This window comes from Rhodococcus sp. NPDC079359, from assembly GCF_040702585.1.
Lineage (GTDB): Bacteria > Actinomycetota > Actinomycetes > Mycobacteriales > Mycobacteriaceae > Rhodococcoides.
The window spans coordinates 209,573-233,711 of record NZ_JBFBLH010000003.1; the positions used below are offsets into that span (position 1 = coordinate 209,573).

Sequence of the window (24,139 nt, forward strand, 5' to 3'; positions counted from 1 at the left end):
GACGGGGCCCGAAGACCGGTGCCCCGTCACGCGGCCGCGGCGGCGTTGTTGATCAGCTGCACCACCGCACGCGGATCCTCCACCGTCAGAATCAGCCGCTGATACTCCTGCTGCTCGAGCTCTATGACGATCGTGTCGGCACTGCCGGTGACGTTGTAGAACGTCTTGACGCCGTCGCGGTGAAACGTGCCAGCGGTCTTTCCCGGCAGACCGAGCCCCGGTGCTCGAATTCCTTTGGGCTCCTTGCTTGCTCCCGGATCGTGGGTAGCTCCGCGTACGCTGCTCAGCGGGATCTCGAGCTTCCGAGTGAACGACCACACCTTGTCCAGCCCCTGCGGCTCCACCACCAGGGTGCCGTCGACGACGGTCACGGAATTCATCTGAGTTCTCCTTCGATAGCAATGGTCGAGTCGATACCGGCGCGCACCAGTAACCGTTCGCCGAGGGCGCGCGCGACGTCCTCGGTGGCACCGGAAGCAAGGCTGCTCGCGCAGATTTCGCGGACATGATCGTCGAACGGCGCAAGTTCCAACAACGCCACCAGCAGCAGATCCACGTCCCATCGAGTACTGGTCAACGCAGCGAGAAACAATCCTCGCTTGCTGCCGAACGCCTGGTAGAGGCTGCCGCGATGCAGTCCCGTGACGCGCAGCAGATCGTCCAGGGACGTTCCTTCGTAGCCGCTGGATCGAAACTGCTCGGCGGCCGACGCGACGACGGTCGCCTCGTCGAAGCTTCTGGTTCGTCCCATGCACCGAGCATGGCAGATTGATGACCGATCGGTCAAGAACGATCGGTCAAGAAAACTTGAGCCACCGCGACCTCGTGAACGGCGAGCGTCGCGGCGGCGGTTCCGGAACCCCTGCTTCCACTGCAGCCGCGACGGCGTCGCTGAGCTCTACGCAGGTTCGGAAACGGTCCGATGGATCCTTCGCCAACGCCCTCGCAACCACCGCGTCGAGCCCCCGCGGCAACGACCGTCGACGACGGGTCACCGACGGCGGCTCGGCCGTGAGATGCGCGGCGGTGATGGCCAACGGCGTGGCCAGTGGATACGGAGTGCGGCCGGTCGCCAGTTCGACGAGCGTCGCCCCCAGGCCGTAGACGTCGGTCTGCGCGCTCAGCACTCCCCCGCGAAGCAGTTCCGGTGCCGCGTACGGGATGGATGCCATCACCGTCCCGCCTGCCACCAGCGGCGTGGAATCATCCAGCAGGCGCGCAATTCCCCAGTCCGACAACAATACCTGCTCGTATCCGTCGAATCGCTCGGTGGAGATGAGAATGTTGGCGGGCTTGACGTCCCGATGCACGACGCCCTGCGAGTGGGCGTAGTCGAGTCCCTTGGCCACCTCGGCGACGATGCGCGCCACCCGAGAGACGTCGAGGGCGATCTGTCCGCGGGCGACGAGCCGCGCAGCACTGTAGCCGTCCACGTAGTGCATGGACATCCACAGCTGGTGCTCGAACTCACCGTGCTCGTGCACCGACACGATGTTCGGGTGCACCAACTGTGCGGCGACGGCCGCTTCCATCCGAAACTTGTTGCGCAACCTCGGAGATCGCGACGCCTCCCGGTCCAGAATCTTGAGGGCCTCGTACCGATCGTGGCCCCGTCCGAGAACCAGATACACCTCGCTCATACCGCCGACCCCGAGGCGGCGCTGGACCCGGAATCCGGCGAACTCCGAACCCGGCTGCAATCGACTGGTCACCGAATCACCTGCTGCACAACATTTTTCACGCCGCAAAATACGAGGGGTGACACAATCGGACACGTCCGCAGCATCGGCAGAACTGTAGTCCGTTCGACTGTTCGAGGCGACTCGACAGAGTGCGCACCCACGCCCATTTCCCAGTTCGGCCGCCCTCGCACGTTTCGCCACCTGGGCCGATGTCGTTTATGGTGATTACCGGTACTTGACCGAAACAAGAGAAAAAGAACGGCAAGCCGATAGTGGTCAGCCGATTACGGTGACTCGAGTTGTAAGGAAGTCAAGTTAAGTGAAAGCAATAAAAGAAGCCTGGGGTGGCCTGCTCAAGCCGGTTTTCATCCCCGCATCGATCATCATCTTCGTGATGATCGCCTTCTCCGTGGTCTATGCGAGCACAGCGGCGGATTCGTTCGAGACGCTCAACGAAGCCATCACCGCAGGCGTCGGCTGGTGGTACATCCTGGCCGCGACCGGCTTCGTGCTGTTCGCCCTGTACTGCGGCCTGAGCCGAGTGGGCAACATCCGCCTCGGCCGCGACGACGAGAAGCCCGAGTTCGGCGTCCTGTCCTGGTTCGCCATGCTGTTCAGCGCCGGCATGGGCATCGGCCTGGTGTTCTACGGCGTCGCCGAGCCGCTCTCGCACTACGTGACGCCACCCGAGGCGGGCGGCGTTCCCGGTAGCACCGACCCCGCTGCTCGCCAGGCGATGGAGCTCACCCTCTTCCACTGGGGCCTGCACGCCTGGGCCATCTACGTCGTCGTCGGACTCGGCATGGCGTACATGACCTACCGCAAGGGTCGCCCGCTGACCGTCCGCTGGCTGCTCGAGCCGCTGCTCGGCCGCAAGCGCATCGAAGGTCCGATCGGCCACGCCATCGACACCGTCGCAATCGTGGGCACCCTGTTCGGTGTCGCGACCTCGCTCGGCTTCGGCGTTCAGCAGATCTCGGCCGGCCTCGACTACCTCGGTTGGGTCGAGACCACCAACTTGTTCGTGATCGTGCTCATCGCCGTGATCACCGGTATCGCCACCTTCTCGGTGGTCAGTGGAGTTTCCAAGGGACTCAAGTGGCTCTCGAACATCAACATGGGGCTGGCGGCTTCGCTCGCCCTGTTCGTGCTGCTCCTGGGACCGACACTGTTCCTGATGCAGTCCTGGGTGCAGAACCTCGGCGGCTACGTCCAGGCTCTGCCCGAGCTGGCGCTGCGCACCTCGCCGTTCTCCGACGACGGCTGGGCCGGCGGCTGGACCATCTTCTACTGGGGCTGGTGGATGAGCTGGGCACCGTTCGTCGGCATGTTCATCGCGCGTATCTCCCGTGGCCGCACCATCCGTGAATTCGTGTTCGGCGTGCTGCTGGCTCCGACCATCGTCGGGTCGCTGTGGTTCACCATCTTCGGTGACACCGGCATCCTGCGGCAGCGCAACGAGGGAGACCTGCTCGACGCCGAAGGGGCAGTGAACACCAACACCAGCCTGTTCCAGGTGCTCGACGGCCTCCCGATCGCCGCGATCACCAGTGTCATCGCCATCGCGGTCATCGTGTTCTTCTTCGTGACGTCCTCGGACTCGGGCTCGCTGGTGATCGACATTCTCTCGACGGGTGGCCAACTGGAAACCCCGAAGATCACCCGCGTCTACTGGGCCGTGCTGCAGGGCATCGCCGCAGCGGTGCTGCTGCTCGTCGGCGGGACCAGCTCTCTGACGGCGTTGCAGACGATGTCGATAGCCACGGCCGTGCCGTTCTCCGTGGTGTTGGCGCTGGCGTGTGTGTCGATGCTCAAGGCGTTCCGCTACGACGTCGCCACCACTCCGCGGTACGTGCGGGTGACCACCACCTCGGAGGTCACCGGGGACGACACGGACGCCCCCGCTCGGCCGACTCCACGCAAGAAGGCGACGTCGGGTATCTCGAGCACGTTCTCCGGCCTGACGCCATCACAGGAGGGGCTGACCTCGGCTGCTTCCGGCGGAACCGTCGTACTCGCAGTGCACGAGGTCTCCACCGAGCAGCTCGAAGTCCATCCCGAGACGGGAGCCGTCGAGTACTCGAGCGACAACGCTCCGGTCGACCCCCTGGGTGGAGAGGTCTTCGACACTCAGGAGTTCGCCGAATCGGCCGAGGGGCAGAACCAGAACAACCCCAGCTGAGCCGTTTTCACCACTCTCTGACCCTCGCGAACTTTCGCGGGGGTCAGAGGTTTTTCGAAGCCCAGTCGGTGAGAGCCTCCAGCGACGGCAGCAGTGCCTCTCCCGACGGCGTCAGGCTGTATTCCACCGAGATGGGCGGCCCCTCCGTGACGGCCCGTGCCACCAGCCCTGCTCTGCCCAGCTCACCGAGGCGCTCGGACAGCACCGAGTCACTGATCCCGCCGACGGCGCGGCGGAGGTCCGAGAATCCCATCGGCCCGTTCATCAGAGTCGCCAGCAGCAGGCCGTTCCATCTCTTGCCGAGAAAGCCGAATGCTTTGGTCAGCGCTCCATCACAGGCACGAGGGTCGTGAGGCTGCTCGTTCGAGACCATGCCTCCACCCTACCGAGGTGCTAGAGTCCGCCTTGCTACTTCGCAATTACTAGTGGCCTCAGAAATGAAAGCAGGGCACATGTTCATCGCAACCCTCGTCGTCTCGGTTCTGCTCGCTGTCGCACTCACGTTCTCCGCGATCGGAAAACTGACGAAGAATCCCTCCGTCGTCCCGATGCTCGAGCAGGTCGGGGTTCCCGCCGACAAGATCCCGTGGCTCGCCTACCTCGAGATCCTCGGTGCCGTCGGCCTCCTGGTCGGCTTGGTCGTCTGGCCGATCGGCGTCGCTGCCGCCGTCGGCGTCATCCTCTACTTCGTCGGAGCCGTCGTCGCGCACCTGCGCGCCGGGGACAAAGACTTCGCACCCGCCGCCGGACTGGCCATGTTCTCCGTCGTCGCGCTGGTTCTACGGGTGCTCAGCGCCTGACCAGTCGTAATCCATCTGGCCCGCGGTGGCGAGAGCATGATCGGCTCCCGACCACCGCGCGACCAGATGCAGCGCCAGATCCAGACCGGCACTGATACCAGCCGACGTCGCCAGGTCGCCGTGATCGATGTACCGAACACCCTCGTGAACGACGAGCGCGGGCCACCGTTCGCGCAGCAGTTCCAAGTCCTCCCAGTGCGTGGTGACCGGACGACCGTCGAGCAGTCCCGCAGCCGCGAGCACGAACGCACCGGTGCACACCGACGCGACCAACTCGGCGGTGGGCCGAAGACCCTGCAGCCACTGCAGAACGCTGCCGTTCGCCTCGACTGCGTCCACGACGCCACCGGGTACCAGGACGAGGTCGTAGGGCCGTGGGTCGTCGATCGTGGTGTCGACGCCGATTCTCATTCCGCCCCGAGCAACAGCTGCCCTGTCGTCGATCCCGACGAGCGTCACCTCGAACGGCGCTGCGCTGCCTGCACGTTCGGCCACCCGGTTGGCCACCGAGAACACCTCGAACGGGCCGCACGCGTCGAGTACCTCGACATCGTCGAACAACAGAATGGCAATGCTTCTGGTCATTTTCTTCCTCAACTGCTCGTGGTGGAGACGATGACGGGCACCATGACCGCGGCCATCACTGCGGCATTGACGTCCGAGACGGCCTTGCGCACAGCCGCGCCGGCCCACTCCCCCTCGGCGATCTCCTTCGCGCGCCGCTTCAGCAGCTTCTTGTCCGCATCCTCGATCACCTTGTGTGTCAGATCCACCGCCGAGATCAACGAGATCAACGCAGCCGTGTGCGGCGACGGCGTCGTCCCGTCCACCAGCGCGCTGCGTAGCGCGTCTCGCAGCACCTTCTCACGCGAGGTGTCCTGGGCAGGCCACGTCGTCGTCGGGAACAACCCCCACACCTTGTCCTTCTTCTCCGTGACGAAACCCTGTGCGACGAGTCGCGCAGCCAGTTCCTTCGCCAGATTCTTCTGCGACTTCTCGATCACCTTCTGTGGCTTCATCGGCCGCGACGCCGACGCGACCAGATCGAACACTCGACGCAACGCCGGGTCACTCGGCGCTTCGGTCGTGGAGCCTGCGACGACCACGTGATCCTTCTTGATCTGCTCGTCCGGGCCGGTGATGCGCAGCGACCCGATCATGGCGAGCTCGACGACCAGCGCACCTGCCAGTACCCGTGGCAACTTCGTGCTGTCGGCGAGCGGCTTGCCCGAGCCGTCGTCGAGCAACAGCAACAGCAGGTCCTCCGCGATCAAGGTCATGACGCGAGGCTACTCAGAATGTACGGGTAGTTGTATGCCAGCAGTTGTTCGAGAATCGCTATGTCCACATCGGCGAGCTTGTTCACGTACAGGCAACCCGCTCCTCGCTTGTGCTTTCCCAGCCGTTCGAGCAAGCTCTCCGACTCCGGGGCGTACGTGGCGCCGTACACCGACAGATTCGCCTTGCGTGGGGAGAACCCGACGACGAAATACTCTCCCCGGCGGCCACTGCCCGTCGTGTATCGATAGCTTCCGAAACCCACCATCGTCGGACCCCACATCACCGCCGGTTGCCCGGTGACGCGGCCCATGATCTCGGCGAGCGCGAACCCGTCCGCACGGCGAACCGGGTGCTCCACAGCCGCCAGGAAATCCTCGGCCGATACGTCGGTGGGTCGCGTCAGATTCTCGTTCAATTGATCAGGGCCTGCCAGTTCGACGGCACCCGCTCGCGCGGACCGGGAACCGTCTGATCGAGTGGACGATGTTGCGGCGGAGCCAGTTCCGGCCCGTCGTACATCTGCTCGTCCTCGTAGTTGTAGAACCATTCCTCGCCGGGCTCGTAGCTTCGCACGAACTGGTGCCGGGTGGACTCTGCATGTTTACTGGCATGCTGCGACGGCGAGGAATCGCAACATCCGATGTGCCCGCACTGCGCGCACCGCCGCAGATGTACCCACCACCCCTGCGTCTGCGTGCACTCCACACAACCCGGTCCCGACGGCGGAATCTTCGGGTCGATGCCTTCGATGGTCATGGTTCCTCCTCGATTGCAGGGTCGACGGGCAACCGCACGACGAATCGTGTGTCACCGGGTTCGGACACCAACCGCAGCTCACCCTGATGCTTGTTCACCACGATGCGCCACGAGATGTCCAGGCCGAGCCCCGTGCCCTCGCCGACCGGCTTGGTGGTGAAGAAAGGCTCGAAAATGCGCGACCGAATCTCCTGCGGCACACCGGTTCCGGTGTCGCAGATCTCGATTTGGACCTGATCCTCGTCCAACGACGTCCGCACCGTCAGCACCCCCTTCTCCTCGGGGGTAGCCGCCATCGCCTGCACGGCATTGTCGATCAGATTGGTCCACACCTGGTTGAGTTCGGCTGCGTAGGCCGGGATCGGCGGCACCGCGGGGTCGTAGTCCTTGACCACCGTGATGTCGTCACCGATCTTGCGGCCCAACATGATCAGGGTGCTGTCCAGCAGTTCGCGCACATCCACCGTTCGATACGGCGCACGATCCATCTGCGAATACTGCTTCGCTGCACCGACGAGCGTGGAGATGCGCGTGGTCGAATCCGAGATCTCGTTCATCAGCAACTCGGTTTCGACGGTGTAGTTGAGCCACCGAATTGCGCCCTCGAGCAACGCTGGATCGTCGACCGTCGCGGAAACCCGATCGAGCCACGGCACGTCGAGACCGGCCGAGACGAACGTCGGAGCCAGATCCCAGCCGTCACCGATGCCCTTGTCCTCGAACCACTCTCCCAGTTCGTCCTCGCGGTCCGACGCCTCCATCGCGGTCAGCTTCGGAGCCTTGGCGACCAGTTCCACGGCCTCGTTCTGCAGTCCGACCAGATGCGCCAAGCTGCCGCGATCGAGAGTGCCGCCGGCGATCATCGCCAACTTCTGCCGCATGTGCGCCACCCGATTTCGCAACGCCGACGTCGCCCGCACCGCAGCCGCCGCCGGATTGTTCAGTTCGTGCGTCAGCCCGGCCGACAGAGAACCCAACGCCAACAGGCGTTCTCGCTGCTCCACTATCTGCTTGGTGTTCTGATTGCCGAAGAACAGTCCCTCGAGCAGATGCAACGCCATCGGGAACCACTCCCGCACGATGGACGCGAAGCACTCGGCGTCGAGCACGAAGAACCGGGAGGGCTCGGTCACCCGCATCGAACCCTGGTACGTCTGCGGCACCCGATCGCCCAGGTACGCCTGCCACGCACCCGCGTACACCCCGCGTTGCGAGGTGCGATTGACCACCAGGTCCTCGCCACCGGAAAGTTTCGAGAGCACGACGGCCCCCTCCATCAGAACGTAGAAGCACGTCGCCGGCTCGCCTTCCGCGTACACCGGCCCCGGCTCGATCGTTTCGATGCGCCCGTCTCGGCACAGCTCCGCCAGCTGCGCGTCGGTGAGTTGCTCGAACAGGAACAGCGTCCGTAACTCTTCCGGATCACACGCGGGCGTGTTCTGCGTCTGCTCGGTCATGGGTTCGCCAGATATCTGTGCACCAACATCACGGCCATCGCTCCCTCTCCCACCGCCGACGCGACGCGTTTGGCCGAGTCGGATCGCACGTCACCGGCAGCGAACACACCGGGCACACTCGTTTCGAGGTGGTGTGGGAGACGGGCGGGCGTCCACCCGGCAGGCCCGCGCCCGTCGACGACGAGATCCGGCCCGGTGACCACGAATCCATGCTCGTCCCGCACGAGGACCCCGTCGAGCCACTCGGTGCGCGGTGCCGCGCCGATGAACAGGAACAGGTACTGCGCGTCGACCGTCGTCGTCTCCTCGGTCGCTCGGTTGTGCAGCGTGATCGACTCGAGGTGACCGTCTCCCGATACGCCGACGACCTCGGTGCACGGCCGCACGCTGATCTTCGGGTTCTCCTCGATCTGCTTGATCAGGTAGTACGACATCGACGCTTCGAGCGAGGTGGCCCGGATCAGAATGGTGACCGACTTTGCCCCGCGCGAGAGATACACCGCCGCCTGACCGGCCGAGTTCGCCCCTCCCACGATGTAGACGTCTTGCTCGGCGCAGCGCGCGGCCTCCGTCATCGCCGATCCGTAGAACACGCCGCGTCCGGTGAAGTCGTCGATTCCGGGTGCGTCCAAACGCCTGTAGGCGACACCGGTGGACAGGATGATCGTCTGCGCGCTGATGCTGCGGCCGTCGGCGAATCGCACTGTTCGCGCGGCACCGTTGGCTTCGAGGCCGACGACGTCCTGGGTGGTGACCACCTCGGCACCGAACTTCAGTGCCTGACGACGAGCCCGCTCGGCGAGCTGAGCTCCCGAGACCCCGTCGGGAAAACCCAGGTAGTTCTCGATCCGTGAACTCTGTCCGGCCTGACCGCCCGTCGCGGTCCGCTCGATCAGGGTGGTCCGCAGGCCTTCGGACGCGCCGTACAGCGCGGCTCCGAGTCCGGCCGGACCGCCCCCGATGACGACCAGATCGTAGAACTCCTCCGACGGCGAGACGGTCAGACCGAGCCGATCACCGAGTTCGGCATCGGACGGCTCGATCAACGCGGCACCCTCGGTGGTGATGACCACCGGCAACCGTCCGTCGTCCACACCTGCCGCGGCCAACAGCCGCGCCCCCTCGGCCTCGTCGGACATGTACCAGCGATACGGCAGCTGGTTGCGAGCGAGGAACTCGCGGATCTCCGACGAACGCGCCGACCAGCGGTGGCCGACGATCTTGGTGTCCTCGACGGCTCGGTGGTCGTACGCACACCAGGCCTCGAGCTGGGCGTCGAGCACGGGGTAGAGCTTTTCCTCGGGCGGATCCCACGGCTTGAGCAGGTAGTAGTCGAGATCGACGACGTTGATCGCGTCGATCGCGGCGTCGGTGTCCGCGTATGCGGTGAGAAGAATGCGACGGGCCGTCGGAAAGATGTCCATGGCCTGCTCGAGAAATTCCATGCCGCTCATCTGCGGCATGCGGTAGTCGGCCAACAGAATGGCGACGGGAGTACCGCGCAGCGCGAGTTCTTTCAACGCGTCGAGAGCGCCTGCACCGGACTCCGCCCGCACGATGCGGTACTGCTCCCCGTAGCGCCGACGTAGGTCGCGGGCGACCGATCTCGACACTCCTGGGTCGTCGTCGACGCTGAGAATGACCGGTTTCATGACCCTCCAGAACTGGTGCTCATCAACGACATGAGCATGCCACCGCGTCACCCCGAATGGGAGGCAAGCGGGCCTGGAAAGAGCGGGGTCAGATTCGGCCGCGTCGAATCAGGTCGAGTTCCTGCGGGGTGAGGAGCCGTTCGAGCTTCTCGGCGGGCCACGTACGCGGGCTGCCGCTCATCCTGGCGGTTTTCAACAGAGGGAGATCACTGCTGGTACGACGCATTATCGACTGTAATTTCACGGTGGATCACTCCGAACAATTTCTTCGTTGGTCCCGACACTCCGCTTGCTACATCGATCAGTGTCCGCCCGGTGTTAACGCCTCGGTGGGATCTCGTGCGGCGTTTCGCAGCTCGAGACAGTTTCCTGCGCTTACGGTCGGGGTAAACGGCTGCCCAAATCAACTGATCGGGGAACGTTCGTGAACACGTCGGGAAATTCTGTGGCCAGTTCCGTGCAGAACAACGGAGCATTCGAGAAAGCAGCGCGAGCCGGTCACTTCGTCAGCGGAGTGCTGCACATTCTGATCGGATACATCGCCGTCCGGTTGGCCTTCGGCCAGGCCGGCAACGCAGACCAGTCCGGTGCACTCGCCGAGCTGGCCGAGAAGCCCGGCGGAAAGATCGCGCTCTGGGTCGCGGTGGTGGCTTTCGTGGCGCTGGCGCTGTGGCGCATCGTCGAAGCGATCGTCGGCAAGAAATCCGATGCCGGCGCCGGGAGTGCCATGGACCGTCTCAAAGCAGGCGCGCTGGCCGTCGTCTACATCGCGTTCGCCTTCTCGACCTACGGCTTCGCCACCGGCTCGGGCAAGTCCAGCGGACAACAGAACGCCGGCTGGTCCGCGCGACTGATGGAATCCGGCGGCGGCAAGCTCGTGCTCATCGCCGTCGCGCTGGTCGTCATCGGAGTCGGCGGATACCACGTCTACAAGGGCGTTTCGAAGAACTTCCTCGACGATCTCGAAGGACACCAGAGCGGGGCCGTCGTCAAACTCGGCATCGCCGGATACGCCGCCAAGGGCGCTGCACTCGTCGGAGCCGGACTCCTCGTCGTGGTGGCAGTTCTGCAGTCCGATCCGTCCAAGGCCACCGGCATCGACGGTGCTCTCAAGACTCTCGGCTCGCAGCCGTACGGTCAGGTCCTGCTGATCCTCGCCGGCGTGGGCATCGCGCTCTACGGGCTCTATGCCTTCGTGTTGGCTCGCTTCGCTCGCATGTGAGCGGGAGTGGAGCCTGCGGAACGACCCAGGTGAGCAGTAGTTCGTAGCCTGCTACGAGTTTCCGTTCACCTGTGCGGGGTTGCTCGATCACCGTGGATCGAACAACTCGTCGACGCTGACCTCGAACAGCCGGGCCAGGCGGAACGCGAGAGAGAGCCGCGGGTCGAAGTGGCCCTTCTCGATCGAGATGATCGTCTGCCTGCTGACGCCGACCGCGTCGGCGCACTGCTGTTGTGACAAACCGGCAGCAGTGCGCAGCCGGTGCACGTGGTTCGAAGTCACCGCTGCGTACGCGAGACGACCAGGTACCGCACGGCCACGTCGACCATGGCCAACACCAGAAACGCGACTACCGGAACCAACTCCGTGTCGAGTATCGCCGAGGCAGCCGACGCGAGGCCTAGTGCGATCATCAGGTCGAAGAAGGCACCGGACGACGCGTGCTGCAACCACTGGAACTCGACGGAATCCTCCGGATTCTCCGGCATCTTCGGTGATCGTTGCGGAACCAATGTCCACGTCGCTCCGACGAGGGCAGGGGCCACCGCCGCGGCGAACACCAGACCTACCTGCCACCCGCCGTCTTCTCTCACCGATGCGGCGACGATCCCGACACCGGCGGCGAGGGCAATTCCGAGAACTACTGCGGGGACTCGTGACAGTGCGACCCTCATGACAACCTCCCGTGCGTGTACGAGTTCTTTGACATATCTCACCCCCACTCGATTCCGATGTCAAACTTCTCTTACATTCCCCTTCGTCTCGTTTCGCTATGAGCTCGGACACACATATGCTGTGACCGATTTGTCGTAACGTTCAGTCACACGTACCTGGAGGCCCACGTTGAGCAAGACTCTCGAAGCCACGATCGACATCGCCGCGAGCCCCGAGACCGTCTGGTCGATCGTCTCCGACCTGCAGCGCATGGGCGAGTGGAGCCCGCAGTGCAAGAAGATGAAGGTCTTCGGCGGACCGGTCGGCAAGGGCACCAAGACGCTCAACGTCAACCGCAAGGGGATGCTCGTCTGGCCGACCACCGCCAAGGTCGTCACCTTCGAACCCAACCGCGAACTCGCGTTCCGCGTCGTGGAGAACAAGACGATCTGGTCCTACACGCTCACTCCCACCGCGACCGGAACGACCGTCGTCGAGAAGCGGGAGGCACCGACGGGCACCACGGCAGTGTCGTCACTGCTGGTCAAGCGCATCCTCGGGGGCATCGACGAGTTCGACGTCGAACTCGTCGAGGGCATGAACAAGACCCTGCGTCGAATCAAGGCCGAGAGCGAGAAGTCCAGCCAGAAATAACTTTTCTCAGGAATGTTTCAGGTTTGTTTCCCGCGGGCATCCGTCGTTTCGACAAGCAACAAACACGAACGGAAAGTGGGGGCACCCTATGTTGGGACTCGGATTTGTAGGCTGGATCATCATCGGCGGACTCGCCGGCTGGATCGGTAGCAAGATCATGAAGACGGATGCTCAGATGGGCATCATCCTGAACATCGTCGTCGGCATCGTCGGCGGCCTCCTGGGCGGATTCCTGCTCAGCACGTTCCTCGACGTCGAGGGCGGCGGAATCATCTTCAGCTTCATCACCTGCCTGCTCGGCGCGTGCATCCTGCTGTTCCTGGTCAAGCTCGTGACGGGCCGCAGCCGCGTCTGATCTCACTCGCACCTCTCGACTGCCGGGGCCCTCACGTACGCTGTGATGGCTCCGGCAGTCGCGTGTTGACGCACGATTCGCTCGCAGCACCACGACCTGCCGACACCTGTCCGACAAAAGTTAGAGGAGACCGTGGCACGCCGTCCCGCCCCGATTGGTCAACCGCCCCGCACCGGAGCGGCTCACATCGTCGACTTGGTCCGTGAAACGATTCCACCGCTACACCCCGCAGGGCTGCCGTTCGTCGGCGGTCCGCTGGCCGTCGCCGTTCTCGGTCGACGCTCCAAGTGGGTCCGCAACGCCGGCCTCGTTGCCGCCGGAGCCTGCGCCACCTTCTTCCGCCACCCGTCGCGAGTGCCGCCGAATCGCCCCGGCGTCGTCGTCGCTCCCGCCGACGGCCTGGTCACACTCGTCGACACTGCCGTTCCTCCGGCCGAGCTCGCTCTCGGCTCCGAGCCGGTCCCGCGCGTCAGCATCTTCCTCTCCGTCCTCGACGTCCACGTACAGCGTGTTCCCGTCGGCGGAAAAGTCGTGGAAGTGGTGCACCGTCGCGGTCAGTTCAAATCCGCCGACCTCGCCGAGGCCAGCGAGGTCAACGAGCGCAACAGCATGCACATCAGAACCGCTTCCGGTCAGGATGTCGCCGTCGTGCAGATCGCCGGCCTCATTGCGCGACGCATCATCAACAACGCCAAGGTCGGCGACACCTTGTCGATCGGCGACACCTACGGACTGATCCGATTCGGTTCCCGCGTGGACACCTACTTCCCGGCGGGCACCACCCTGCTGGTCGAACGCGGCCAGCGGGCCGTCGGTGCCGAAACAGTGCTCGCCGAGCTTTCGCAGTAGAAACCGACATGATCACCAGACGCGCCAAGCCACCTGCTGCCATTCGTCTGCTCCCGTCCGTCGTCACGATTCTCGCGCTGTGCTCCGGCCTGTCCGCGGTCAAGTTCGCCCTCGACGGCCAGCTCGGCACCGCGCTCGCCATGATCGGTGCCGCTGCGATCCTCGACGCGTTGGACGGTCGCATCGCCCGACTGCTCGACGCCACCAGCAAGATCGGCGCCGAACTGGATTCGCTGTCCGACGCCATCTCGTTCGGTGTCGCCCCGGCGCTGGTGCTGTACGTGACACTGCTCGAGGGCAGCAGCGGCGGCTGGATCGTGGCGCTGGTCTACGCGGTGAGCATCGTGCTCCGCCTCGCGCGTTTCAACACTCTGCTCGACGAGGACGACACTCCTGCCTACGCGCGCGAGTACTTCACCGGTGTTCCCGCACCGGCCGGGGCGCTCATCGCCATGGCACCGATCGCGGGTTTCGAGCAGTTCGGCGACGGCTGGTGGGCCTCGTTCTACGTCGTCGCCGGATGGGCGATCCTCACCGCCGGTCTCATCGTCAGCCGCATCCCCACGCTCGCGCTCAAGACGGTCTCGGTGCCGCCGCGACTGGCCGCGATCCTGCTGGTGCTCGTCGCACTGCTCGCAGCCGCGCTCATCACCTTCCCGCTGATCCTGCTGATGGGCCTGGTACTGGCCTACCTGGTGCACATCCCGTTCGCGGTGCGCTCGCAGCGGTGGACCGCCGCACGTCCGTACACCTGGGACGCCAAGCCGGCCGAGCGCCGCGCCGAGCGTCGGGCCATCCGACGAGCTCCGGGAAATGCGCGCCGATCGCAGGCTCGTCTGGGACTGCGTCGGCCTCGCAGCTGATCCGCGCGCAGCCGACCCGTTAGTGTGGCTGTGGTGACCGAATCTCGCTCGACGACGCCTGAGCTCGTTCTCACTGCCCGCCTCAACACCTCGGCGGCCGATGCCCGACGCGGCGTCGTGCGCCTGCATCCGGAAGTCCTCGCGGCTCTGGGCCTGCGTGAGTGGGATGCGGTGTCGCTCATCGGTTCTCGTCGTACAGCCGCCGTCGTCGCCGTGGCTCCCGAGGGATCACCTCAGGGCACCGCACTGCTGGACGACGTGACTCTCTCCAACACCGGCCTTCGCGAAAATGCTTCTGTCGCAGTCGGACCCGTCACCGTCTACGGGGCCAAGGCCGTGACCGTGACCGGCTCCGCACTCGCCACCGGTTCCATCTCCGACGCGACCCTGCGACAGGCGTTGCTCGGCAAGGTACTGACGGTGGGCGACACCGTCTCACTTCTCCCCCGTGATCTCGGCCCCGGAACCTCGACGACATCTGCGACGCAGGCGCTGTCGAGGACATTCGGGGTCGCGTGGACCACCGAGCTGTTGACGGTCTCAGCCGTCGACCCGTCGGGTGGGCCGGTGAGTGTGCAACCCAATTCGGCGGTCGGGTGGGGCTCCGGCACCGTCGCTGCCTCGGCATCCGCACCTGTGTCAGCGCCACCGAAAGCCACGATACCGAGAGTGAGCGCAGCCGATCTGGTGGGAGTGAGCGCGCAGGCGGCCAAGCTGACCGAGTGGCTGCGGCTGGCGTTGGACGAGTCGGAATTGTTGGCGACGCTCGGCGCATCGCCGCATCTGGGGGTGTTGATCACCGGACCGGGCGGGGTGGGCAAGGCGACGTTGGCGCGCGCGGTCGTCGGTGAACGCGCATGCGTCGTGCTGGACGGACCGTCGATCGGCGCGCTCGAGGCGTCGGCCCGGGTCGATCGCGTCACCGCGGCAGTGGACGAACTCGCCGGTTCCGGGGTTCTGCTCATCACCGACGTCGACGCGTTGTTGCCCTCCGAGCCCGAGCCGGCGTCCACGTTCGTCCTCGATGTACTGCGCCGGGCCGTCGACACTCCCGGTCTCGCCCTGATCGCGACGACGGCCCATCCGGAGGCGACCGATCCCAGACTGCGCGGTCAGGACCTGTGCGATCGTGAGCTCACCCTGACCCTGCCCGACGCGGCGGGCCGCAAGGGATTGCTGGAGCATCTGCTCCGAAAGGTTCCGCAGGGCGACGTCGACCTGGGCGAGATCGCCTCACGGACACCGGGTTTCGTGGTCGCCGATCTGGCCGCCCTGACGCGGGAGTCGGCGCTGCGGGCAGCGGCGCGCGCTTCGAACGATTCGGCCGCGGCATCATTGACGCAGGACGATCTGGTGGGCGCTCTACAGGTGATTCGCCCGCTGTCGCGTTCGGGAAGCGAAGAACTGGCGATCGGCAGTCTCACGCTCGACGACGTCGGCGACATGGTGGAGACCAAGCAGGCACTCACCGAGGCGGTACTGTGGCCGCTGCGGCATCCGGATTCGTTCGCGCGCTTGGGAATCGAACCGCCGCGGGGAGTTCTGCTGTACGGTCCGCCCGGCTGCGGCAAGACGTTCCTCGTGCGGGCGCTGGCGAGCTCCGGGCAACTCAGCGTGCACTCGGTCAAGGGCGCAGAGCTGATGGACAAATGGGTCGGCTCCTCGGAAAAGGCTGTCCGAGAACTCTTTCAACGCGCCCGAGATTCCGCTCCCTCGCTGATCTTCCTGGACGAGGTGGATGCTCTCGTGCCCCGACGCGGGCAGAGTTCGGATTCCGGCGTCGGAGATCGGGTCGTCGCGGCGCTGCTGACCGAGCTCGACGGCGTCGAACCGTTGCGCGACGTCGTCGTACTCGGGGCAACCAACCGACCCGATCTGATCGATCCCGCACTGCTCCGGCCGGGCCGGCTCGAGCGTCTGGTGTTCGTGCCGCCGCCGGATTCCGATGCGCGAGTGGACATTCTGAAGGCGTCGGGCAAATCCATTCCGCTCGCCGAGGACGTGGATCTGGAGTCACTGGCACGCGATCTCGACGGATACTCTGCGGCCGACTGCGCGGCGTTGCTGCGCGAGGCCGCGTTGACGGCGATGCGTCGGTCGATGGATGCAGCCGACGTCACCGCCGCCGATGTCGCCGCCGCTCGGGCGACGGTCAGACCGTCACTCGATCCCGAGCAGGTGGCGCATCTGCGGGCCTACGGGTCGTGAGCGGAAACTCGTAGCAGGCTACGAGTTTCCGTGCACGTGCGGCGCAGCCGCTCTCACTTCCAGCGGCCGAGGATTTCCTCTGCCCGCTTGGCCAGTTCCATCTGGAAGATCGGGCCGAAGCTGATGCGACCCACGCCCAGGGAGGCGAAGTGCGACAGGTCGCCCTCGGCCGGGTTGGCGATGGCGTTGATCGGCAGCGGGAGTTCCTCGGCGAGACGCTTGTAGTCCGCGTCGTTGTGGAAGCCGACGGGGTAGAGCGAGTCGGCACCGGCTGCGGCGCACAGCTTCAGCCGGGCGATGGCGCGGTCGACGCGGTCGCTCTCGTCGCCGATCGCCTTGACGAACAGGTCGGTGCGGGCGTTGATGACCACGTGGACGTCGGTGGCGTCGGATGCTGCGCGCAGTGCTCCGACGAAGTCGGCATGTTCCTGCGCTTCGCGGAGGCGTCCGCCTTCGCTGTGCACGGTGTCCTCGATGTTGAGGCCGACGGCTCCGGCAGAGATCAGTCCGTCGATGAGTCGCTTGGGGTCCTCGCCGTAGCCGGATTCGATGTCGACCGACAGGGGTGCGTCCACGGCGGCGGAGATCTGCGAGATGCGGGTGAGCAGTTCGTCGAAGGTGATGCCCTCGTTGTCGGGCTTGCCGATGGAGTCCGAGACGGGGTGGCTTCCGACGGTCAGCGCGCTGAACCCGGCGGAGACGGCGAGGTTGGCAGACCAGGCGTCCCACACCGTCGGCAATACGACCGGGTTGCCCGGCTTGTGCAGCTCGAGCAGGGTGGTGGCTTTCTGGGACAGGTTCGTCATGAGACTCCTTCGCGGTGACCGACAGAGAACGTACGTTCTCTGTACGACCAACATACGCGCTTCAGTCGATCAAATCGAGCGCTTTCATCCGGTCGAACACCATCAGCGATCCCGGAGCGACGTCCGGCATGGCGGCGTACTCGTCTCGGGTGAAGTACCTGATCTCTGCGATCTCGCTGGTCGGCGTCGGCTCGGTCGCCAGATCGGCGAGGAAACACGTGATCTCGAGCGGGGTTCCTGCCGGGTGCCCCCAGGCCTCACATTCGAACACCCCGAGGAGCCGGGCGTCCGTCACCGCTGCATCGAGCTCTTCCCTGATCTCGCGATGCAGTGCTTGCTCGGGCGTCTCGCCCGGGTCGATCTTTCCGCCCGCCATGTAGAACGCGGATTTTCCGGCCGATCGGGTCTGGATCATTCGACGATCTCGGACGTACGCCAGCCCGGCGGTCCGAATGAGCCTCGGATCGGTCACCGACGCGCTCCCCTCACTCACGGACCCGCACCGTTCTGTACCGCCTGGCACGCCGCCTACCTCGCAAAGTAAAGTGGACAACGACAACTCGCGGCTGCCGCTCGGCAACCGGTTCATTATTTCTCAAAGCTTCACATCGAACTTCACACGGACTTCGCACACCCTACTCATCGCCGCCCTACGACCACCGCTCGGTTTCATCGCCGATGCGACCGAGACGACGGAGTGATTTTTGCTCGCCATTCTTCTTGCGCACGCCGCCGCCGCGCTGCTCGCGCCACTGTTCGTCCGCTGGTGGGGTCGCAATGCCTTTTTCCCGCTCGCGCTCGTACCCCTGCTCAGCCTGATCTGGGTGTTCGGCAACTGGGGAACCGAACAGAAACTGAACATCGAATGGGTCCCTGGCCTGTCGATGAACATCGACATGCGGTTCGACTCCCTCGCGGCCATCATGTCGCTGCTGGTCCTCGGCATCGGCGCACTGATTCTGCTCTACTGTGCGCGCTACTTCGAGGACGACGAGCCCCGGCTCGGGCTGTTCGCCGCCGAAATGGTCGCCTTCTCCGGTGCGATGTTCGGCCTCATCACCAGCGACAACATGCTGGTGCTCTACATCTTCTGGGAAGTCACCACCGTCCTGTCGTTCCTGCTCGTCGGCCACTACGCCGAGCGAGCGTCGAGCAGACGAGCGGCCACCCAGGCACTGCTCGTCACCACCGCGGGCGGCCTGGCGATGTTGGTCGGCATCATCATCCTCGGCCAGGTGTCCGGCACCTACAACCTCTCGGAGCTGGTCGCGAACGCGCCGGGCGGCTGGTTGCCCGGTGTCGCGATCGTGCTGGTCCTCATCGGCGCACTGAGCAAGTCGGCCATCGTGCCACTGCACTTCTGGCTCCCCGGAGCCATGGCCGCCCCGACACCGGTCAGCGGATACCTCCATGCCGCTGCCATGGTCAAAGCAGGCATCTACCTGGTCGCGCGCCTGGCCCCGGGGTTCGCCGATTCCGGCCCGTGGCGAGCCACGGTGATCAGCCTCGGACTGCTGTCGATGATCCTGGCCGGGTGGCGAGCTCTACGCGCATTCGACCTCAAGCTGATACTCGCGTTCGGCACCGTCAGCCAGCTCGGCTTCCTCATGGTGTTGGTCGGCATCGGCTCGGAGAAGGCGATGCTCGCCGGCCTGACGATGGTGATCGCCCACGCGATGTTCAAAGCGGCGCTGTTCATGGTCGTCGGCATCATCGATCACACCACCGGCACCCGCGACATCCGCAAACTGGCCCACCTGGGCAAGAAGGCTCCCTGGCTCGCCGCGATAGCCGCGCTGGCCGCGGCCAGCATGGCCGGACTTCCGCCGATGCTCGGGTTCGTCGGCAAGGAGACGGCGTTGTCGGCCGTGATCAGCACCCCGACGCTCGATCCCACGGTCGCGGCCTTCGTCGTCGCAGGCCTGGTGATCGGATCGATACTCACGGTCACCTACAGCATTCGGTTCGTCTGGGGCGCGTTCGCGCGCAAGCAGCTCAAGCGGGCGAGTCCGTCGGTCAAGGCGATGCACGCGCCGGCAGCCCTGTTCCTCGCCGCACCCGCCTTCCTGGCGGTGCTCGGTCTGGTCGCCGGATTCGCGTCCTCCATCGTCGATCGCATCGTCAGCCCGTACGCTCGCACGCTGCCGTCGTACGGCCAGGAGCCGTACCACCTGGCGCTCTGGCACGGATTCAATCTGCCGTTGGCGCTGACAGTCGTCGTCGTCACCGGTGGTGTCGGGTTGTTCATCGCGCATCGGGTGGTCAACCGGCTCAAGTTCGAGCATCCTCCGCTCGGCAACGCAGACCGCATCTACGACAACGTGCTCAAGTCCATGGACACCCTGTCGATCCGCCTCACCGGCACGACGCAGCGCGGTTCGCTCCCTCTCACTCAGGGCACGATCCTGCTGACGCTGGTGCTGCTGCCGATGATCGTGCTGATCCTCGGCGCAGAACCGGACTTGGACTACACCCTGTGGAACAACCCGTTGCAGCTGATCATCGGGGTCATCATGATCGCGGGTGGCCTCGGAGCCACGGTGATGCGCAACCGCCTGGCCAGCGTCATTCTCGTCGGTCTCACCGGCTACGGCTGCGGAGTCATCTTCGCCATCCACGGTGCCCCGGACCTGGCGCTGACCCAGTTCCTCGTCGAGACCTTGACCCTCGTGATGTTCGTGCTCGTCCTGCGCAAGCTCCCGGCCGAGGTCGACGACCGGGGTTCGGCCGGATCGCGCGGACCTCGCGCGGTGCTCGCCGTCGCCGTCGGGGCGACCGTGAGCATCCTGGGTGCGTTCGCGATGAACGCCCGAAACACAGACCCGGTGTCGCTGCTCCTGCCGGACGCCGCATACAACCTGGGCGACGGCCAGAACGTCATCAACGTGATCCTCGTGGACATCCGCGCCTGGGACACTCTCGGCGAGATCTGCGTGCTGCTCGTCGCGGCTACGGGCGTGGCGAGCCTGGTCTTCCGCAACCGCCGGTTCGGTAGCGCTCCGCGGGTGTCCGACGCCCCCTCGTCGTCCTCCGATGCGAACTACGCGGCGGAGACGACGTGGCTGCTCGGCGGCGATCTGATCGATCCGCGTCATCGCTCGTTGATTCTCGAGGTCACGACGCGATTGATCTTCCCGACGATCATGGTGCTCTCGATCTACTTCTTCTTCTCCGGTCACAACGCTCCCGGCGGCGGTTTCGCCGGTGGTCTCACCGCCGGCCTGGCGCTGGTGCTGAGGTACTTGGCCGGTGGCCGCTACGAGCTCGGTGAGACAGTTCCGATCGACGCCGGAAAGATCCTCGGACTCGGCTTGATCTTCGCGGCCGGAACCGCGGTGGCGTCGATGTTCCTCGGAGCCCCGGCGTTGTCCTCGGCGACGTTGGAGGTGACGTTGCCGATCCTCGGCGACATCAAGTTGGTCACCGCATTGTTCTTCGACCTCGGTGTGTATCTCATCGTGGTCGGGTTGGTACTCGACGTGCTCCGTAGTCTCGGCGCGCGTCTCGACGCACAGGTGGAAATGCAGAGCCAAGGCCGAGTGAGCGCCCCATGACCGCTGATCTCGGAATGCTCGTCATTGTCGGTGTCCTCATCGCGGCGGGTGTGTATCTGCTGCTCGAGCGCAGTATCACCAAGATGCTGCTGGGCCTGCTACTCGTCGGCAACGGCGTCAACCTGCTCATGCTCACGATCGCCGGCCCTGCGGGAGCCCCGCCCATCGTGGGTCGGGACAACGCGGTGAACCAGGAGATGGCGGACCCGCTGGCCCAGGCGGTGATCCTGACGGCAATCGTCATCACGATGGGAATCGCGGCGTTCGTGCTGGCTCTGGCCTACCGGTCGTTCACTCTCAACACCAAGGACGACGTCGAGAACGACCCCGAGGACACCAAGGTGTCCCGGCGCCGCTCGATGGCCGAGGCCCCCGACCGCGACCGCTCGGACGACCCGGTGACGGGTGAGCCGAGCTTCGGCGGCGACGCATTCGACTCGAAGGGCAACCCCATTCCGCTCGAGGAGATCAGAAACCTCGAGGATCTCGAGTGCTACGAGGATCTGCACGACGGTGATTTCGACAACGACGACGACAACCCGCAGCTGCGCGGGCTGGACGGACTCGACACCGCCGAGAAGGACGACAGCCGCCCAGATGAGAAGGGAGACCACTCATGACGATCTCCCCCGCAGTGATCGACGTTCTGACTCCGCTGCCGGTACTGATTCCGATGCTCGCCGCCGCGTCGACCCTGGTGCTGGGGCGACGGCCTCGCGCTCAGCGATTCATCACCATCGTCGCGCTCACCGCGGTGGTCGCGATCTCGTCGGTGATGCTCTATCTCGCCGATCGCGACGGCACCAGCGCACTGCAGGTCGGCGGTTGGGATTCCCCGCTCGGCATCTCCCTCGTGGTGGACCGTCTGTCGGCGATGATGCTCGTCGTCTCGTCCATCGTGCTGCTGGCCGTCATGGTCTACTCGATCGGCCAGGGCATCCGCGACGGTAGCGAGAATCAGCCCGTCTCGATCTTCCTGCCGACCTACCTCGCGTTGACCGCAGGTGTCTGCAACGCGTTCCTCGCAGGCGACCTGTTCAACCTGTTCGTCGGCTTCGAGGTGCTGCTCGCGGCGTCGTTCGTGTTGCTGACACTCGGCGCGAGTGCCGACCGCGTGCGTGCGGGCGTGTCGTACGTGATGGTGTCGATGGTGTCCTCGCTGATCTTCCTGATCGGCATCGCGCTGGTCTACGCAGCCACCGGAACGCTGAACCTGGCCCACATCGCGGTACGCATGGACGACATCACCCCAGGAACCAGAACCGCGATCTTCGCGGTTCTACTGGTCGCGTTCGGCATCAAGGCCGCGGTGTTCCCGCTCTCGACGTGGCTGCCCGACTCGTATCCCACCGCCCCGGCACCGGTCACCGCCGTGTTCGCCGGCCTGCTGACGAAAGTCGGTGTGTACGCGATCATCCGCGCCCACACCCTGCTGTTCCCCGACGGCTCACTCGACAACGTACTGATGGTCTGCGGCCTGCTGACGATGCTCGTCGGCATCCTCGGCTCCATCGCACAGAGCGACATCAAGCGACTGTTGTCGTTCACCCTCGTCAGCCATATCGGCTACATGATCTTCGGCGTCGCTCTGTCGACACAATCGGGATTGTCCGGCTCGATCTACTACGTCGCCCACCACATTCTGGTGCAGACGACGCTGTTCCTCGTCGTCGGTCTCATCGAGCGTCAGGCCGGTTCGTCGTCGCTTCGACGCCTCGGCGGTCTGGCTGCGGCCAGCCCGGTGCTGGCGATCGTGTTCCTGGTGCCGGCCCTCAATCTCGGTGGCATTCCGCCGTTCTCGGGTTTCATCGGAAAGGTCGCACTGCTGCAGGCCGGTAGCGAGCAGGGCAGCGTGTTGGCCTGGTTGCTCGTCGCGGGTGGAACCGTCACCAGCCTGTTGACGCTGTACGTCGTCGCCCGAGTCTGGACCAAGGCGTTCTGGCGAGCTCGCGCCGACGCTCCCGAGGGCGACCTGGCCGACAACAGCCCGTCCGCTCTTCTCGACGACTCGTCCGACATCCAGTTCGGTGACCGCGAGGACGTGGGCCGGATGCCCGCCTTCATGTTGCTTCCGACCATCGGGCTCGTGGCCGTCGGCTTGGCCATGACGGTGTTCGCCGGCCCCATCATCGACATCAGCGATCGCGCTGCGGCAGACCTTCGCGATCGGTCGGTGTACATCGATGCGGTGCGCGGTGCGGAATGGGTCGGCGATCAGGCCTACGAGCAGTCGCGCACGAACGAGGAGGGCACCCGATGAAGATGAACCGCTCCGTTCTGCTGCGCCTGTGGACGCTCGCGTGGCTGACGGCAATCTGGGTTCTGTTGTGGGGCAACGTCTCTGCGGCGAACGTCCTGGGCGGCATCGCGGTGGGACTGCTCATCATGGTGCTGCTGCCGTTGCCTCGTGTTCCGGTCGAGGGCCGCATCCACGTGTTGTCACTCGTCAAGCTGGCCGTCGTATTTCTCTACTACGCAGGGGAATCCAGCGTCAATGTGGCCTGGTTGGCGATCCGCCCGAAAGCACCGCCGGTCACCGGCGTGCTGCGCTGCCGCATCGCTATCAAATCCGATCTGGTGCTCACCCTGTTCGTCGACGCGATGAACCTCGTGCCCGGCACCATGGTGCTCGAGATAGACCGAACCCGACGCTTGCTCTACGTGCACGTGCTGGACATGGGCACGCAGAAGGCCGTCGACGGCTTCTACGCCTACGTACGAAACCTGGAGAAACTCTTCATCGCGGCGTTCGAGCGAGACTCCGACTGGAAGCCGAGCCCGCTGCACTTCCAGGAGTACGAGCAGTACCACGGAGTGCTCGGTGACGATCCGGCATCGAGGGACCGCGACGCCCCGAGAGACGACAAGAAGACCGACGACAAGAGGAAGGGGGACTGGTCGTGACCGTCGTCCTGGCGATAGCCGGAGCCCTCCTGATCGGTGCCGCGGTCCTCACCGCATACCGACTGCTCGACGGACCGAGCACGCTCGACCGTCTCGTCGCGATGGACACGATCCTGGCCGTCTCGATGTGCGGTCTCGGAGTGTGGGCCGTCTACAGCCGCGACACCACCCTCGTACCGGCCATCGTCGCGCTGTCCTTGGTCAGCTTCGTCGGGTCGGTCAGCATCGCGCGATTCCGAGTGAGGGACGAATGAGTGACA

The 24,139-nt window shown here is 65.1% G+C and carries 27 protein-coding genes; 13 read left to right on the forward strand and 14 right to left on the reverse strand.

Features of this window, described 5'->3' with window-relative positions:
* Positions 1 to 26: 26 nt before the first annotated feature.
* The 3 genes from AB0362_RS09215 to AB0362_RS09225 are packed head-to-tail and all read right to left on the reverse strand — an operon-like array spanning position 27 to position 1,712.
* Positions 27 to 380, reverse strand: a complete 354-nt coding sequence (locus AB0362_RS09215; RefSeq protein WP_068048169.1) for a PH domain-containing protein — start codon at positions 378 to 380, stop codon at positions 27 to 29.
* Positions 377 to 751 (reverse strand): helix-turn-helix domain-containing protein, encoded by a 375-nt coding sequence (locus tag AB0362_RS09220; protein WP_366235492.1) that lies wholly within the window; start codon positions 749 to 751, stop codon positions 377 to 379. The genes AB0362_RS09215 and AB0362_RS09220 overlap by 4 nt, the downstream gene beginning before the upstream one ends.
* 46 nt (positions 752 to 797) lie before the next feature.
* Positions 798 to 1,712 carry a serine/threonine-protein kinase gene (locus tag AB0362_RS09225; RefSeq protein WP_094687872.1) on the reverse strand — a complete coding sequence of 305 codons (915 nt, stop codon included), beginning with the start codon at positions 1,710 to 1,712 and terminating at the stop codon, positions 798 to 800.
* A gap of 289 nt (positions 1,713 to 2,001) precedes the next feature.
* Here AB0362_RS09225 and AB0362_RS09230 point away from each other — a divergent pair, with 289 nt between their 5' ends.
* The gene (locus tag AB0362_RS09230) at positions 2,002 to 3,864 is read left to right on the forward strand and encodes a BCCT family transporter (RefSeq protein WP_317810897.1); all 1,863 of its coding nucleotides are present in this window, start codon (positions 2,002 to 2,004) and stop codon (positions 3,862 to 3,864) included.
* 43 nt (positions 3,865 to 3,907) lie between these two features.
* On the opposite strand, the gene AB0362_RS09235 is transcribed toward AB0362_RS09230, so the two are convergent.
* Positions 3,908 to 4,237: a helix-turn-helix domain-containing protein gene (locus AB0362_RS09235; protein WP_094641009.1), complete on the reverse strand. Its 330-nt coding sequence runs from the start codon at positions 4,235 to 4,237 to the stop codon at positions 3,908 to 3,910.
* A 79-nt stretch (positions 4,238 to 4,316) separates the two neighbouring features.
* Between AB0362_RS09235 and AB0362_RS09240 the strand changes: the two genes are divergently transcribed.
* A complete protein-coding gene (locus tag AB0362_RS09240; RefSeq protein WP_366235494.1) occupies positions 4,317 to 4,664 on the forward strand; it encodes a DoxX family protein in 348 nt (115 codons plus the stop codon).
* Here AB0362_RS09240 and AB0362_RS09245 read toward each other — a convergent pair.
* Genes AB0362_RS09245 through AB0362_RS09270 form a run of 6 tightly spaced genes read right to left on the reverse strand, consistent with a single transcriptional unit; the run spans position 4,644 to position 9,810 of the window.
* Complete coding sequence (locus AB0362_RS09245; RefSeq protein WP_068048154.1) at positions 4,644 to 5,249, reverse strand: DJ-1/PfpI family protein; 606 nt, start codon at positions 5,247 to 5,249, stop codon at positions 4,644 to 4,646. The two genes, AB0362_RS09240 and AB0362_RS09245, sit on opposite strands and share 21 nt — an antisense overlap.
* A gap of 8 nt (positions 5,250 to 5,257) precedes the next feature.
* Positions 5,258 to 5,944, reverse strand: coding sequence for a GPP34 family phosphoprotein (locus AB0362_RS09250; RefSeq protein ID WP_366235495.1), 687 nt, complete (start codon positions 5,942 to 5,944; stop codon positions 5,258 to 5,260).
* The gene (locus AB0362_RS09255) at positions 5,941 to 6,360 is read right to left on the reverse strand and encodes a DUF1801 domain-containing protein (protein ID WP_269595072.1); all 420 of its coding nucleotides are present in this window, start codon (positions 6,358 to 6,360) and stop codon (positions 5,941 to 5,943) included. Before AB0362_RS09255 ends, AB0362_RS09250 begins: the two co-directional genes overlap by 4 nt.
* Positions 6,357 to 6,701: a UBP-type zinc finger domain-containing protein gene (locus tag AB0362_RS09260; RefSeq protein ID WP_094641005.1), complete on the reverse strand. Its 345-nt coding sequence runs from the start codon at positions 6,699 to 6,701 to the stop codon at positions 6,357 to 6,359. Before AB0362_RS09260 ends, AB0362_RS09255 begins: the two co-directional genes overlap by 4 nt.
* The gene (locus tag AB0362_RS09265; RefSeq protein ID WP_366235496.1) at positions 6,698 to 8,158 is read right to left on the reverse strand and encodes an ATP-binding protein; all 1,461 of its coding nucleotides are present in this window, start codon (positions 8,156 to 8,158) and stop codon (positions 6,698 to 6,700) included. Before AB0362_RS09265 ends, AB0362_RS09260 begins: the two co-directional genes overlap by 4 nt.
* The gene (locus AB0362_RS09270; protein WP_300522721.1) at positions 8,155 to 9,810 is read right to left on the reverse strand and encodes an FAD-dependent oxidoreductase; all 1,656 of its coding nucleotides are present in this window, start codon (positions 9,808 to 9,810) and stop codon (positions 8,155 to 8,157) included. The genes AB0362_RS09265 and AB0362_RS09270 overlap by 4 nt, the downstream gene beginning before the upstream one ends.
* A 424-nt stretch (positions 9,811 to 10,234) precedes the next feature.
* On the opposite strand from AB0362_RS09270, the gene AB0362_RS09275 reads away from it, so the two are divergent.
* Positions 10,235 to 11,032 carry a DUF1206 domain-containing protein gene (locus tag AB0362_RS09275; protein ID WP_149406577.1) on the forward strand — a complete coding sequence of 266 codons (798 nt, stop codon included), beginning with the start codon at positions 10,235 to 10,237 and terminating at the stop codon, positions 11,030 to 11,032.
* Between the two features lie 87 nt (positions 11,033 to 11,119).
* Here AB0362_RS09275 and AB0362_RS09280 read toward each other — a convergent pair whose 3' ends face one another.
* Together AB0362_RS09280 and AB0362_RS09285 are read right to left on the reverse strand one after the other, a co-directional pair.
* A complete protein-coding gene (locus AB0362_RS09280) occupies positions 11,120 to 11,314 on the reverse strand; it encodes a helix-turn-helix transcriptional regulator (protein WP_068048135.1) in 195 nt (64 codons plus the stop codon).
* Positions 11,311 to 11,706: a hypothetical protein gene (locus AB0362_RS09285; protein ID WP_366235497.1), complete on the reverse strand. Its 396-nt coding sequence runs from the start codon at positions 11,704 to 11,706 to the stop codon at positions 11,311 to 11,313. The genes AB0362_RS09280 and AB0362_RS09285 overlap by 4 nt, the downstream gene beginning before the upstream one ends.
* A gap of 169 nt (positions 11,707 to 11,875) precedes the next feature.
* On the opposite strand from AB0362_RS09285, the gene AB0362_RS09290 reads away from it, so the two are divergent.
* From AB0362_RS09290 to AB0362_RS09310, 5 genes are all read left to right on the forward strand, one after another.
* A complete protein-coding gene (locus AB0362_RS09290) occupies positions 11,876 to 12,340 on the forward strand; it encodes an SRPBCC family protein (RefSeq protein WP_068048129.1) in 465 nt (154 codons plus the stop codon).
* Positions 12,341 to 12,428: 88 nt separating this feature from the next.
* Positions 12,429 to 12,695 carry a GlsB/YeaQ/YmgE family stress response membrane protein gene (locus tag AB0362_RS09295; RefSeq protein ID WP_068048126.1) on the forward strand — a complete coding sequence of 89 codons (267 nt, stop codon included), beginning with the start codon at positions 12,429 to 12,431 and terminating at the stop codon, positions 12,693 to 12,695.
* A 132-nt stretch (positions 12,696 to 12,827) separates the two neighbouring features.
* A complete protein-coding gene (locus AB0362_RS09300; protein ID WP_300522710.1) occupies positions 12,828 to 13,544 on the forward strand; it encodes a phosphatidylserine decarboxylase in 717 nt (238 codons plus the stop codon).
* An 8-nt stretch (positions 13,545 to 13,552) separates the two neighbouring features.
* A complete protein-coding gene (gene pssA, locus AB0362_RS09305) occupies positions 13,553 to 14,407 on the forward strand; it encodes a CDP-diacylglycerol--serine O-phosphatidyltransferase (protein ID WP_068048120.1) in 855 nt (284 codons plus the stop codon).
* A gap of 33 nt (positions 14,408 to 14,440) precedes the next feature.
* Positions 14,441 to 16,615, forward strand: a complete 2,175-nt coding sequence (locus AB0362_RS09310; RefSeq protein ID WP_366235498.1) for an AAA family ATPase — start codon at positions 14,441 to 14,443, stop codon at positions 16,613 to 16,615.
* Between the two features lie 53 nt (positions 16,616 to 16,668).
* Here the strand turns inward: AB0362_RS09310 and AB0362_RS09315 are convergent, their stop codons facing one another.
* On the reverse strand, positions 16,669 to 17,421 hold the full coding sequence (locus AB0362_RS09315; protein WP_366235499.1) for an isocitrate lyase/phosphoenolpyruvate mutase family protein: 753 nt from the start codon (positions 17,419 to 17,421) through the stop codon (positions 16,669 to 16,671).
* A gap of 61 nt (positions 17,422 to 17,482) precedes the next feature.
* The gene (locus tag AB0362_RS09320; RefSeq protein WP_197477955.1) at positions 17,483 to 17,893 is read right to left on the reverse strand and encodes an NUDIX domain-containing protein; all 411 of its coding nucleotides are present in this window, start codon (positions 17,891 to 17,893) and stop codon (positions 17,483 to 17,485) included.
* A 232-nt stretch (positions 17,894 to 18,125) separates the two neighbouring features.
* On the opposite strand from AB0362_RS09320, the gene AB0362_RS09325 reads away from it, so the two are divergent.
* Genes AB0362_RS09325 through AB0362_RS09345 form a run of 5 tightly spaced genes read left to right on the forward strand, consistent with a single transcriptional unit; the run spans position 18,126 to position 24,133 of the window.
* Positions 18,126 to 20,975, forward strand: coding sequence for a Na+/H+ antiporter subunit A (locus AB0362_RS09325; protein ID WP_366235501.1), 2,850 nt, complete (start codon positions 18,126 to 18,128; stop codon positions 20,973 to 20,975).
* On the forward strand, positions 20,972 to 21,595 hold the full coding sequence (locus AB0362_RS09330) for a Na(+)/H(+) antiporter subunit C (protein ID WP_366235502.1): 624 nt from the start codon (positions 20,972 to 20,974) through the stop codon (positions 21,593 to 21,595). The genes AB0362_RS09325 and AB0362_RS09330 overlap by 4 nt, the downstream gene beginning before the upstream one ends.
* A complete protein-coding gene (locus AB0362_RS09335; protein ID WP_094640997.1) occupies positions 21,592 to 23,235 on the forward strand; it encodes a Na+/H+ antiporter subunit D in 1,644 nt (547 codons plus the stop codon). The genes AB0362_RS09330 and AB0362_RS09335 overlap by 4 nt, the downstream gene beginning before the upstream one ends.
* Positions 23,232 to 23,879 (forward strand): Na+/H+ antiporter subunit E, encoded by a 648-nt coding sequence (locus AB0362_RS09340; protein WP_068048102.1) that lies wholly within the window; start codon positions 23,232 to 23,234, stop codon positions 23,877 to 23,879. Before AB0362_RS09335 ends, AB0362_RS09340 begins: the two co-directional genes overlap by 4 nt.
* A complete protein-coding gene (locus AB0362_RS09345; protein ID WP_269595061.1) occupies positions 23,876 to 24,133 on the forward strand; it encodes a monovalent cation/H+ antiporter complex subunit F in 258 nt (85 codons plus the stop codon). The genes AB0362_RS09340 and AB0362_RS09345 overlap by 4 nt, the downstream gene beginning before the upstream one ends.
* The last annotated feature ends 6 nt before the right edge of the window (positions 24,134 to 24,139 follow it).

Bases quoted from the DNA above. Each gene is read 5' to 3' on its own strand.
- AB0362_RS09215 (WP_068048169.1), bottom strand. From the start codon at position 380: ATGAATTCCGTGACCGTCGTCGACGGCACCCTGGTGGTGGAGCCGCAG.
- AB0362_RS09220 (WP_366235492.1), bottom strand. From the start codon at position 751: ATGGGACGAACCAGAAGCTTCGACGAGGCGACCGTCGTCGCGTCGGCC.
- AB0362_RS09235 (WP_094641009.1), bottom strand. From the start codon at position 4,237: ATGGTCTCGAACGAGCAGCCTCACGACCCTCGTGCCTGTGATGGAGCG.
- AB0362_RS09240 (WP_366235494.1), top strand. From the start codon at position 4,317: ATGTTCATCGCAACCCTCGTCGTCTCGGTTCTGCTCGCTGTCGCACTC.
- AB0362_RS09245 (WP_068048154.1), bottom strand. From the start codon at position 5,249: ATGACCAGAAGCATTGCCATTCTGTTGTTCGACGATGTCGAGGTACTC.
- AB0362_RS09250 (WP_366235495.1), bottom strand. From the start codon at position 5,944: ATGACCTTGATCGCGGAGGACCTGCTGTTGCTGTTGCTCGACGACGGC.
- AB0362_RS09260 (WP_094641005.1), bottom strand. From the start codon at position 6,701: ATGACCATCGAAGGCATCGACCCGAAGATTCCGCCGTCGGGACCGGGT.
- AB0362_RS09265 (WP_366235496.1), bottom strand. From the start codon at position 8,158: ATGACCGAGCAGACGCAGAACACGCCCGCGTGTGATCCGGAAGAGTTA.
- AB0362_RS09270 (WP_300522721.1), bottom strand. From the start codon at position 9,810: ATGAAACCGGTCATTCTCAGCGTCGACGACGACCCAGGAGTGTCGAGA.
- AB0362_RS09285 (WP_366235497.1), bottom strand. From the start codon at position 11,706: ATGAGGGTCGCACTGTCACGAGTCCCCGCAGTAGTTCTCGGAATTGCC.
- AB0362_RS09295 (WP_068048126.1), top strand. From the start codon at position 12,429: ATGTTGGGACTCGGATTTGTAGGCTGGATCATCATCGGCGGACTCGCC.
- pssA (WP_068048120.1), top strand. From the start codon at position 13,553: ATGATCACCAGACGCGCCAAGCCACCTGCTGCCATTCGTCTGCTCCCG.
- AB0362_RS09315 (WP_366235499.1), bottom strand. From the start codon at position 17,421: ATGACGAACCTGTCCCAGAAAGCCACCACCCTGCTCGAGCTGCACAAG.
- AB0362_RS09330 (WP_366235502.1), top strand. From the start codon at position 20,972: ATGACCGCTGATCTCGGAATGCTCGTCATTGTCGGTGTCCTCATCGCG.
- AB0362_RS09335 (WP_094640997.1), top strand. From the start codon at position 21,592: ATGACGATCTCCCCCGCAGTGATCGACGTTCTGACTCCGCTGCCGGTA.
- AB0362_RS09340 (WP_068048102.1), top strand. From the start codon at position 23,232: ATGAAGATGAACCGCTCCGTTCTGCTGCGCCTGTGGACGCTCGCGTGG.